Consider the following 9,493-nt stretch of genomic DNA (forward strand, 5'->3'; position numbering starts at 1 on the left):
CGCGACGCGGGAATGCTCCCGCGTCATGACCGCTTCGCCCCCCGCCGCGCCCGGACGCCCAGCCTCTTCGCCACTCCCCGCGCTGGCCGCGGCGCTGGGGGCGCGCGACCTCCATTCCCCGGTCTCGTTCGGCCCGCTGGACGAGGCGTGGCGCCCGGTCTCCGCCCTCTGGGGCGAGGACCGCGCCGGCATGGCCCGCTTGCTGGAGAGCCAGCGCGCCTATTCGCCGGAGCTCGACGCCAAGGGGCAGTCCGCCTACCTGATCTCCGCCTACGCCCATGCTCTGGCGACTCCGGCGGCGGAGGCGATCGCAGGGTTCGGCCTGATGCCGGACATCGAGACCGAGCGGCTGGGCTATCGGCTGGAGGCCTATGCGAGCCGCTATCTCGACCGCGACATCCGGCTCGAACGGCTGCACCTGCGCGTCAGCGGCGCGCATTTCGCGACCGACGATCCGCGCTGGGACGGCCATCCCCATGCGCTGCTTCTGCCCGACCGGGAGGCGCTGGCGGACCACGCCCGCGCCGCGCTCGAACGGCACATGGCCCCGCTGATCCTGCGCCTCAACGCTTACAGCCGGCTGCCGGTCGCCGCGCTGTGGCGGCTCGTGGGCGATGCGCTGGCCTATGCGCTGCTGGAGGCCGGCCGCCGCCTTGGACGGGAGGATCAGGCCGTGGCCGACGCTTTGGCCGTCCTCAAACAACCGGGATCGCCGCTCGCCAACAAGGAGATGCGCTTCGTGGAGATCGCGCTCGTCGACGGCGGGACGCCCGGACGCGAACTGGCGCGCCAGCGCTTCCGCGCCCGCGGCGGCTGCTGCCGCTACTACACCGTCGGCGGCGGCGAGCTGTGCGGAACCTGCGTCCTGCGCAAGCCGAAGGACCTGCATGACAAGCTTGGGGAGTTGATGCGCGGGGAGCTCGGCGAAGCCTGAGGCTCGGCGCGGCTTCGGGTGCTGGCGGGCTGACGCCTCAGCCGCGGACCAGCCAGATCACGCCAAGCCCAAGCACGGCGGCCCCGAGGCCCACGCCGCGCAGGAGGACGTCCGGCGTGGCGAGGATGTTGGCGCAGGAGCGCTTCGCCGCGCCGGGGACGGCGGCGAACAGCACGCCCTCGATCACGAGCACGAGACCGAGGGCGACGAAGAAATCCGTCATTGACGGGGAGTGGCCGCGCCTGCGGCGGGAACCGCGCCTTCCGGCTGCTCGAAGAAGCGGAAGAACGGGCTCGACGGCGACAGCACCAGCCGGCCGCCGGTCTTCAGGCTCTTCTCATACGCCTCCATGGAGCGCGAGAAGGCGAAGAATTCCGGATTGGCGGCGTAGGCCTCGGCGAGGATGCGCGTCTTGTCGGCGTCGCCCTGACCGCGCATCACCTGCGCGTCGCGGTTGGCCTCGGCCTCGATGACCTGGGCGTCGCGGTCGGCGCGGGCGGTGATGCCCTGCGCCTGCTCGGCGCCGCGGGCGCGGATCTCGGCCGCCTCCTGCGCGCGTTCGGACTGCATGCGCTCGAACACCGCCTTGGAGTTCTGCTCCGGCAGGTCGGCGCGGCGGATGCGCACGTCGACGATCTCGATGCCGAAACGGTCGGCCTCGCGGTTCGCCTGGTCGCGGATGCGGGCCATGATCTGGTCGCGCCGGTCGCGCACGATCTGCTGGAAGGTGGAGGAGCGGATCGCCTCCAGCAGCGCGTCGGTGAGCACGTTGGACAGGCGCGCGTTGGCCTGCTCGATGGTGCCCACCGCCTGCCGGAACCGCAGCGGGTTCACGATGCGGTAGCGGGAGAAGGCGTCCACAACCAGACGCTTCTGGTCGTTGGCGGTGGCCTCGCGCTCCGGCAGGTCGAGATCGAGGATGCGCTTGTCGATGCGGGTCACGCTCTCGATGAAGGGCAGCTTGGCGTGCAGGCCCGGCGTCGTCACCGTGTCCACCGGCTGGCCGAAGCGCAGCACGATCGCCTGCTCCGTCTGGCTGACGGTGTAGAGCGCGCTGTAGCCGATAATGACGGCCGCAACCGCGAGGAAGGCGGCGACGCCGCCGAAGATGCTGCGGTTCACTGGCCGCCTCCCGTCGTCACGGCGCCGCGGGGCGCCGGCTGACCGCCACGCTGCTGCTGGGCGGCGGCGCCGAGCTGGTCGAGCTGAAGCAGCGGCACCACGCCCTGCCCCGCGGTCTTGGGGTCGATGATCACCTTCTCCGCGCCGCCGATCACCCGCTCCATGGTCTCGAGGAACATGCGCTCGCGGGTCACGTCCGGCGCCTTGCCGTACTCCGCCAGCACCTGGCTGAAGCGGGACGCCTGGCCCTGCGCCTCGGCGACCACCGCGGCGCGGTAGCCTTCGGCGCCCTGCAGCGTCTGCGCCGCCCGGCCGCGCGCCTCGGGCACGACCCGGTTTGCGTAGGCCTGCGCCTCGTTGGTGAGGCGGATGCGGTCCGCCTGCGCCGCCTGCACCTCGCGGAACGCGGCGATGACGTCGCCCGGAGGCGCGATCTTCTGAAGCTGCACCTGGGCGATGTCGATGCCGGACTGGTAGCTGTCGAGGGTCTTCTGCATCAGCTCGCGCACCGCCGCGGCGGTGACGGCGGCGGACTGCACGTCCTCGGGCTTGCGCACCGGCTCCACCGGCGGCGCGCCGGGGGTGGTCGGCGTGGCGCTGACGTCGGTTTCGGGCGTGCCCTCGGTCAGGATCTGCTGCAGGCGCGACCGGCCCACCACCTCGCGCATGGCGCTTTCGGCCACCGCCTTGATGGTGCTTTCCGGATTCTGCAGGTTGAACAGATAGTTCGCCGCGCCGCTCGGACGGCCCGCCGCCGGATCCGCCGGCTTGACCATCCAGACCACCGAGAAGTTGACGTCCACGATGTTCTCGTCGCCGGTCAGCATCAGGCTTTCCTGCGGCACCTCCCGGCTGGAGGCCCCGCGCACGCCCACGTTCGCGGCGGTGCGCATGCCGATCTCGATCGAGTTCTGCGCCGTCACCTTGGGCGTCAGCACGGTCTCGATCGGATAGGGCAGATGGTAGTTCAGGCCGGGCTGGGTGGTGCGGTCGTAGGCGCCGAAGCGCAGCACGATGCCCTCCTCGTCCGCCTCGACCCGGTAGAAGCCGGACAGCGACCAGGCCACCACCGCCACCAGAGCCAGCACGAACACGCCCTTGCCGCCGGCGCCGCCGCCGGGGAGCACGCCCTTCAGCCGCTCCTGTCCGCGGCGGATCAGATCGTCCAGATCCGGCGGCGTGGGCCCCTGGGACTGGGGTCCCTGCCCCCACGGCCCGCCGGGCTTGTTTCCCCACGGGCCGCCGCCTCCGCCGCCGCCACTCTGGTTGCTCCAGGGCATCGATCGTCCTTAAGTCGAGACGTCCCAAGGCCTTGGGCCGTCGGATGGGGGGTCATTCGCCGCTTATAGGCTGGCGCGGCCTCCCGTTCAACGTGAGGGCGCGCAAGCTTGGGGCAGGTGGCCCGGCGCGCGCGGAAAATCAATCCTTCGTCGCGCGCCGTTCGATCACGTCCGCTTCAACCCGCGTTCGCGGACCAGATCCACGAAGGAGAACGGGAACTCGTCGCGAGGCCCGGAGGGGTGATCCTCCCGCGCCGTCTCCCGCCACTGGGAGGCGTCGTACTCCGGAAACAGCACGTCGCCCTCGGGCAGAGCGTGCACCTCGGTCAGACGCATGCGCGCGGCCAGCGGCAGCGTGAGCGCGTAGATCTCGCCGCCGCCGGCGCTGACGATCTCGTCCGCGCCCATCTCCTCCGCCAGCGCCTCGGCGAGGCCGAGCGCGTCGGCGAGTTCATGCGCCACATGCACGCCCGGCTCGGAAAAGCCGCGGTCGCGGGTCAGCACGATGGTCTGGCGGCCGGGCAGCGGCCGGCCGATGGCGGCGTGGTTGCGGCGGCCCACGATCAGCGGCTTGCCCATGGTCAGCGCCTTGAAGCGCTTCAAGTCGCTCGACAGCTTCCAGGGCATGTCGTTGTCGCGGCCGATCACGCGGTTGCGCGCGACCGCCGCGACGATGACGAGGGGAACGCTCACTCGATCGGGCGGCCGCGCAGGCAGAGCGGCGTCCAGAGCTGCTGGACGGTGCGGGTGTCCTCCGCGCCGAGCGTCTCGATGGCGGCGTCGCCCTTGTCGTAGCGGTAGACGAAGCGCACGAGGCTGGGCTTGTCCCGGCCGATGTAGATGGTGGCCTGGCCGCACACCGCCTCCTCGCCGCCCGCGGAGCGGCGGCGGAAGTTCTCGAAGCCGAACCGCGCCGGCTTGCCGGCGTAGGCCGACTTCAGCTTGGCCCTGAGCGTCTGCTCGGTCTGCGCGTAGAGCTTGGGCGTGCTCTGGGCCAGGGCCGCCGTTCCGCCCACAGCCACACCCGCGACGACCAGCGCCGCTCCCATCATGATCCGCATCGTCGAAGTCCCGTCCGCCGCAGCGTCTGTCCCATGGCGCGGCCCCGGAATCGCCACGGGACCGCCTCACTTCCCTTCACGCCTACACCGTCCAGCCTCCCTTCGCCATGGGGGCGTCCGTGAGGACGGGCATGTGTTGCGCCGCGTCATCAAAGGGTCGCGCGCCCGACATCGCCGTTTCGCGACCGCCCGCCAAAGGTCGCATGCGGGAGCCGGCGGAGCAGAGCCGGCGCGGGCGGGGGCCGACATGACTCGAATGCTCAAGGCGGGCTTGGCGGCGCTTATGGCGTGTCTCACGCCGCCTGCGGCCTACATCGGCTACATGCGGGCGACCGACAATTTCGGGGTGGTGGAGGCCGGCGCGGTCTATCGCTCCTGGCAGCCCAGCGCAGCCGATCTCGCCCGCTTCGCCGAAACCCACGGCCGTGGCTCCGTGATCAACCTGCGCGGCGCGGCGCCGGGCAAGGACTGGTACCAGGAGGAGAAGGCGGCGGCCGCCGCCAACGGACTCGTCCTGATCGACTTCAAGATGTCGGCGACCAAACCGCTGTCGCCCGAGCGCGCGCAGGCGCTGGTGACGCTGATCGCAAAGGCGCAGAAGCCGGTTCTGATCCACTGCAAGGCCGGCGCGGACCGTTCGGGCCTCGCGTCCGCGCTCTATCTTTACGCCCTAGGCGGCCAAGCGCCGGCCGAGGCGGGCCGCGCGCTCACCCTCGCCCACGGCCATTTCCCGTGGCTCGGCAGCACGACGGCGGCCATGGGCCAAAGCTTTGACGCCTTTGTCGCCCAGCGTCATCTCGCCGACATACAAAACCGTGATCTAGCGCTACGCTGAACGCCGCACCGCACCATCACGGACCTACGCCCACGCGCCCGCATCCCGAAACGCCGCCGGCCGCCGACCTGTCGAAGGGCCCCCGCCACGCCCTGGCGCTGATCGCGCTCGTCCTGCTGACGCTGGCGGCGACGCTGCCGGGGCTGTTCGCCATCCCCCCCATCGACCGCGACGAGCCGCGCTTCGCACAGGCCTCGCGCCAGATGCTGGAAAGGGGCGACTTCGTCGACATCCGGCTGCAGCAGGAGGCCCGGCACAACAAGCCCGCCGGCGTCTACTGGCTGCAGGCCGCCTCCGTCGCCACGGCGGACGCGCTGGGCGTCCCCGACGCGGAGCGGACCATCGGCCTTTACCGCCTGCCCTCCTTCCTCGGCATGCTCGCGGCCGTGCTCGCCACCTATTGGGCCGGCCTCGCCATCATGGACCGGCGCGGGGCGCTGGCCGGCGCCGCCGGCTTCGCCGCCACGCTGATCGCCGCCGTCGAGGCGCGGCTCGCCACCACCGACGCCGCGTTGCTCGCAACCGCGACGCTCGCCTTCGGCGCGCTGATCCGGATCTATCTCGCGACGCTCGCCCGCCGCGCCCCGCCCCTCGGCGTCACGCTGCTGTTCTGGGTCGCCGTCGGCGCCGGCGTGCTGATCAAGGGCCCGATCGTTCCGCTGATCGCGGGCTTCGCGATCGCGGCGCTCTGCCTCGCCGACCGCTCGCTTGCGCTGCTGAAGCGCCTCAACGCGGCGCTTGGCCTTGCGATCGTGGCGGCCATGGCCGCGCCGTGGCTGATCATGATCGGGCTGAAATCCGGCGGCGGCTTCTTCGTGGACAGCCTCGGCAAGGACCTGCTGCTGAAGGCCGCCGGCCCTCAGGAAAGCCACGGCGCGCCGCCCGGCGCCTTCTTCGTGGCGGCCTGGGGCACGTTCTGGCCGCTCGCCCCCTACTTCGCCGTGGCGGCGCCCGGCCTGTGGGCCGCGCGGCGGGAGCCGTGGGCGAAGGTCATCCTCGCCTGGGCCGTCCCCGCCTGGATCATGTTCGAACTGGTGCCCACCAAGCTGCCGCACTACGTCATGCCGCTCTATCCGGCGCTGGCGCTGGCGGTGGGCTGGACCGCCGCCGACGGCCGCATGGCGATCGGCCGGCGTTGGGCCAAGGCGCTGATCCTGCTGGTCCCGTTCGGACCTCTGGCGCTCACCATCGGCTTCTCCTGGCTGATCTGGCGTCTCGATGGCGGCGCCAACCTGCCCTTCCTCATCGCCGGGGCGCTGGCCTTCGCGCTGGCGGCGGCGGCCGTTCCGCCGTTCTGGCGCGGTCGGGCGCTGGTCTCGCTGGTCGCGGCCTTCGCCGCCTCGGCGGTGATGACGGCGGCGGTGTTCGGCCTCGCGGCGCGGGATCTCGACGCGCTGTTCCCCATGAAGCGGCTCGCGGACACGCTGCCCGCGCTCGGCTGCGCCGAGCCGCTCGCCGCCGTGGCGGGCTTCCGGGAGCCGAGCCTGATCCTGCTGACCCGCACGGACCTGATCCTGACCGACGGCGCCGGCGCCGCGCGCTTCCTGAAGCAAGGCGGCTGCCGCGCGGCCTTCGTGGAGCGCCGCCAGCAGGCCGCCTTCGACAGCGCGCTTACAACTGAAGGCGTGACGCCCCGGCGGGTGGCGGAGGTCTCCGGCGTCGCCATCAACGGCGCAAAACACGTCTCCTACGTGGTCTATGGGGTCGCGCCATGACGGAGCGCCTCGTCTCCATCGTAGCGCCGCTGAAGGACGAGGCGGGCAACATCGGCCCGCTGGTGGAGGAGATCGTGGCGGCCATGGCGGGCCGCGCCTTCGAGATCGTGCTGGTGGACGACGGCTCCACCGACGCCACGCCCGCCGAGATCGCGGAGGCCCGCCGCAGGCGTCCCATGGTCCGGCACCTGAGGCGCGAGGTCTCCTGCGGCCAGTCGGCGGCGGTGCGCGCCGGCGTCCGGGCGGCCCGGGGCGAGATCGTGGCGACGCTCGACGGCGACGGCCAGAACGACCCCATCTTCCTGCCGCGCCTGATCGACGCCCTCGTGGACGGCCTGCCGCAAGCCGGGCTCGCGGCCGGCCAGCGCACGCGGCGCACCGACGGCGGCTTCAAGGCGCTGCAGTCGCGCATCGCCAACGGCGTCCGTTCCGCCGTGCTGAAGGATTCGACCCGCGACACGGGGTGCGGCCTCAAGGCGTTTCCCCGCGAGCTCTATCTGGCGTTACCCTATTTCGACGGGCTGCACCGCTTCCTGCCCGCGCTGGTGGCGCGGGAGGGACGCACGGTGCGCCATGTGGACGTGACCGATCGGCCGCGGGGCGCCGGGCGCTCCAAGTACGGCATGTGGGACCGGCTGTGGATCGGCCTCGCCGACCTCGCCGGGGTGTGGTGGCTCATTCGCCGGGCCCGCAAGGCGCCCGCCGCGCTGGAGGTGACGCCGGATGCCCGCTGACCTCGTCTCCGCCATCGGCGCCTATCTGCACGACGTGTTCGTGGCCCAGCTCGACGCCTGGATCATGCTGGGCTGGATCGCCCAAGCGCTGTTCACGGCGCGCTTCCTGGTGCAGTGGGTCGCGAGCGAGAAGGCCGGGCGCAGCGTGGTGCCGGCGGCGTTCTGGCTGTTCAGCCTGGGCGGCGGCGCGCTGCTGCTGATCTACGCCATCGGGCGCAAGGACCCGGTGTTCATCGTCGGCCAGGCCATGGGCCTGTTCATCTACGCCCGCAACCTGCAGTTCATCGTCCGCCGCGCCCGGCGCGGCGCGGCGCTGAACGCGCGGCGTCAGACCTCTCCCGCGAGCCGCGCCAGCGCCTCGCCCGCGGTGCGATAGACCGTCCAGCCCGCATTCGGCCGCGCGCCGAGGCTCTCGTAGAACGCGATCGACGGCGCGTTCCAGTCCAGCACCGACCACTCCAGCCGGCCGAGCCGCTCGTCCCGGCACCGGCGCGCGAGGTTCTCGATCAGAGCGCGCCCGATCCCCTGCCCGCGCTGGTCGGGACGCACATAGAGGTCCTCGAGCCAGATGCCGCAGCGGCCGACGAAGGACGAGAAGGTGTAGAACCAGAGGCTGAAGCCGAGGGCGACGCCGTCCCGCTCGGCGATCTCCGCGAACACCCGCGGCGCCGGTCCCGACAGCGCCTCCACCATGTCCGCCTCGGTGGCCATCACCTCATGGCCCAGCTTTTCATAGGCGGCGAGTTCCTTGACGAGCGCGAACACCAGCCCGGCGTCGGCCGGTCCGGCGGAGCGGATGGAGACGGTCATACGGCGATCGGAGCCTTGATGGCGGGATGGGGATCGTAGCCCTCGAACGCCACGTCGTCGTAGCGCACGTCGAAGACGGAGCGCGTCGCCGGGTTGAGCCGCAGCTTCGGCAGCGGCCGCGGCTCGCGGGCGAGCTGCTCGCGCGCCTGCTCCACATGGTTCAGGTAGAGATGGGCGTCGCCGAGGGTGTGGACGAAATCGCCGACCCCGAGCCCCGCGTCATGGGCGACGAGATGGGTCAGCAGCGCGTAGGACGCGATGTTGAACGGCACGCCGAGGAACGCGTCCGCCGAGCGCTGGTAGAGCTGGCAGGACAGCCGGCCGTCCGAGACGTGGAACTGGAACAGGCAGTGGCAGGGCGCGAGCGCCATGTCCGGCAGGTCGGCCGGGTTCCAGGCGGAGACCACCAGCCGGCGTGACGACGGATTGCGCTTCAGCTCCTTCAGCACGTCCGCCATCTGGTCGATGACGCGGCCGTCGGGCGTGGCCCAGGAGCGCCATTGCCGGCCGTAGACCGGGCCGAGTTCGCCGTCGGCGTCGGCCCACTCGTCCCAGATGGTGACTCCGTTGTCCCGCAGGTAGCGGACGTTGGTGTCCCCGGCGAGGAACCACAGCAGTTCGTGAACGATGGACTTGAGATGCAGCCGCTTGGTGGTGACGAGGGGGAAGCCCTGCGTCAGGTCGAAGCGCATCTGGGCGCCGAACACCGACAGCGTGCCGGTGCCGGTGCGGTCGTCCTTGGCGGCGCCCTCGTCGAGGATGCGCCGGAGCAGGTCGAGATAGGCGTGCATGGGGCGTCGGGCCTAATGTCGCTCGGCCCGTCACCTTAGGCCTGTCGGCCCGGCCGGGCGAGTCCGGCCGGGTCCGCGGTCCACAGGACTCAAGAGCCTGTTCGGACGTTACGGAGGCGCGCCATCCAAGCGCGCCGTCACGCCCGAGCCTGGCTCGGGCGTCTTACCTGTTTGCGGTCAGGCGGGATGTGCGTGTTTTCCGTGCTGTCGG

12 protein-coding genes are annotated in these 9,493 nt (G+C 71.7%); 5 read left to right on the forward strand and 7 right to left on the reverse strand.

Annotated elements, in window-relative coordinates; genetic code table 11:
* Positions 1 to 25 precede the first annotated feature (25 nt).
* Complete coding sequence (locus tag PKE85_RS06815) at positions 26 to 934, forward strand: ferric iron reductase (protein WP_271204020.1); 909 nt, start codon at positions 26 to 28, stop codon at positions 932 to 934.
* A 37-nt stretch (positions 935 to 971) separates the two neighbouring features.
* On the opposite strand, the gene PKE85_RS06820 is transcribed toward PKE85_RS06815, so the two are convergent.
* The 5 genes from PKE85_RS06820 to PKE85_RS06840 all read right to left on the reverse strand — a co-directional run bounded on the left by PKE85_RS06820 (position 972) and on the right by PKE85_RS06840 (position 4,397).
* Positions 972 to 1,157 (reverse strand): DUF2065 domain-containing protein, encoded by a 186-nt coding sequence (locus PKE85_RS06820; RefSeq protein ID WP_271204021.1) that lies wholly within the window; start codon positions 1,155 to 1,157, stop codon positions 972 to 974.
* Positions 1,154 to 2,056, reverse strand: coding sequence for a protease modulator HflC (gene hflC / locus PKE85_RS06825; RefSeq protein ID WP_271204022.1), 903 nt, complete (start codon positions 2,054 to 2,056; stop codon positions 1,154 to 1,156). Before hflC ends, PKE85_RS06820 begins: the two co-directional genes overlap by 4 nt.
* Positions 2,053 to 3,336: a protease modulator HflK gene (hflK, locus tag PKE85_RS06830; RefSeq protein WP_271204023.1), complete on the reverse strand. Its 1,284-nt coding sequence runs from the start codon at positions 3,334 to 3,336 to the stop codon at positions 2,053 to 2,055. The genes hflC and hflK overlap by 4 nt, the downstream gene beginning before the upstream one ends.
* Before the next feature lie 165 nt (positions 3,337 to 3,501).
* Positions 3,502 to 4,029, reverse strand: coding sequence for a dihydrofolate reductase (locus PKE85_RS06835; protein WP_271204024.1), 528 nt, complete (start codon positions 4,027 to 4,029; stop codon positions 3,502 to 3,504).
* Positions 4,026 to 4,397 carry a hypothetical protein gene (locus tag PKE85_RS06840; protein WP_271204025.1) on the reverse strand — a complete coding sequence of 124 codons (372 nt, stop codon included), beginning with the start codon at positions 4,395 to 4,397 and terminating at the stop codon, positions 4,026 to 4,028. Before PKE85_RS06840 ends, PKE85_RS06835 begins: the two co-directional genes overlap by 4 nt.
* Before the next feature lie 283 nt (positions 4,398 to 4,680).
* On the opposite strand from PKE85_RS06840, the gene PKE85_RS06845 reads away from it, so the two are divergent.
* From PKE85_RS06845 to PKE85_RS06860, 4 genes are all read left to right on the forward strand, one after another.
* The gene (locus tag PKE85_RS06845; RefSeq protein ID WP_271204026.1) at positions 4,681 to 5,232 is read left to right on the forward strand and encodes a tyrosine-protein phosphatase; all 552 of its coding nucleotides are present in this window, start codon (positions 4,681 to 4,683) and stop codon (positions 5,230 to 5,232) included.
* Between the two features lie 161 nt (positions 5,233 to 5,393).
* Complete coding sequence (locus PKE85_RS06850; RefSeq protein WP_346433355.1) at positions 5,394 to 6,947, forward strand: ArnT family glycosyltransferase; 1,554 nt, start codon at positions 5,394 to 5,396, stop codon at positions 6,945 to 6,947.
* Positions 6,944 to 7,681 carry a glycosyltransferase family 2 protein gene (locus PKE85_RS06855; RefSeq protein WP_271204028.1) on the forward strand — a complete coding sequence of 246 codons (738 nt, stop codon included), beginning with the start codon at positions 6,944 to 6,946 and terminating at the stop codon, positions 7,679 to 7,681. Before PKE85_RS06850 ends, PKE85_RS06855 begins: the two co-directional genes overlap by 4 nt.
* The gene (locus PKE85_RS06860; RefSeq protein ID WP_271204029.1) at positions 7,671 to 8,057 is read left to right on the forward strand and encodes a lipid-A-disaccharide synthase N-terminal domain-containing protein; all 387 of its coding nucleotides are present in this window, start codon (positions 7,671 to 7,673) and stop codon (positions 8,055 to 8,057) included. The genes PKE85_RS06855 and PKE85_RS06860 overlap by 11 nt, the downstream gene beginning before the upstream one ends.
* Here the strand turns inward: PKE85_RS06860 and PKE85_RS06865 are convergent.
* Positions 8,009 to 8,491, reverse strand: a complete 483-nt coding sequence (locus tag PKE85_RS06865) for a GNAT family N-acetyltransferase (protein ID WP_271204030.1) — start codon at positions 8,489 to 8,491, stop codon at positions 8,009 to 8,011. The genes PKE85_RS06860 and PKE85_RS06865 overlap by 49 nt on opposite strands.
* Positions 8,488 to 9,282 carry a thymidylate synthase gene (locus tag PKE85_RS06870; RefSeq protein ID WP_271204031.1) on the reverse strand — a complete coding sequence of 265 codons (795 nt, stop codon included), beginning with the start codon at positions 9,280 to 9,282 and terminating at the stop codon, positions 8,488 to 8,490. Before PKE85_RS06870 ends, PKE85_RS06865 begins: the two co-directional genes overlap by 4 nt.
* Between the last annotated feature and the right edge of the window lie 211 nt (positions 9,283 to 9,493).

This window comes from Methylopila jiangsuensis, from assembly GCF_027922305.1.
GTDB lineage: Bacteria > Pseudomonadota > Alphaproteobacteria > Rhizobiales > Methylopilaceae > Methylopila > Methylopila jiangsuensis.

Coding starts and splice junctions, on each gene's coding strand:
- PKE85_RS06815 (WP_271204020.1), top strand. CDS start 26: ATGACCGCTTCGCCCCCCGCCGCGCCCGGACGCCCAGCCTCTTCGCCA.
- PKE85_RS06820 (WP_271204021.1), bottom strand. CDS start 1,157: ATGACGGATTTCTTCGTCGCCCTCGGTCTCGTGCTCGTGATCGAGGGC.
- hflK (WP_271204023.1), bottom strand. CDS start 3,336: ATGCCCTGGAGCAACCAGAGTGGCGGCGGCGGAGGCGGCGGCCCGTGG.
- PKE85_RS06840 (WP_271204025.1), bottom strand. CDS start 4,397: ATGCGGATCATGATGGGAGCGGCGCTGGTCGTCGCGGGTGTGGCTGTG.
- PKE85_RS06845 (WP_271204026.1), top strand. CDS start 4,681: ATGGCGTGTCTCACGCCGCCTGCGGCCTACATCGGCTACATGCGGGCG.
- PKE85_RS06855 (WP_271204028.1), top strand. CDS start 6,944: ATGACGGAGCGCCTCGTCTCCATCGTAGCGCCGCTGAAGGACGAGGCG.
- PKE85_RS06860 (WP_271204029.1), top strand. CDS start 7,671: ATGCCCGCTGACCTCGTCTCCGCCATCGGCGCCTATCTGCACGACGTG.
- PKE85_RS06865 (WP_271204030.1), bottom strand. CDS start 8,491: ATGACCGTCTCCATCCGCTCCGCCGGACCGGCCGACGCCGGGCTGGTG.
- PKE85_RS06870 (WP_271204031.1), bottom strand. CDS start 9,282: ATGCACGCCTATCTCGACCTGCTCCGGCGCATCCTCGACGAGGGCGCC.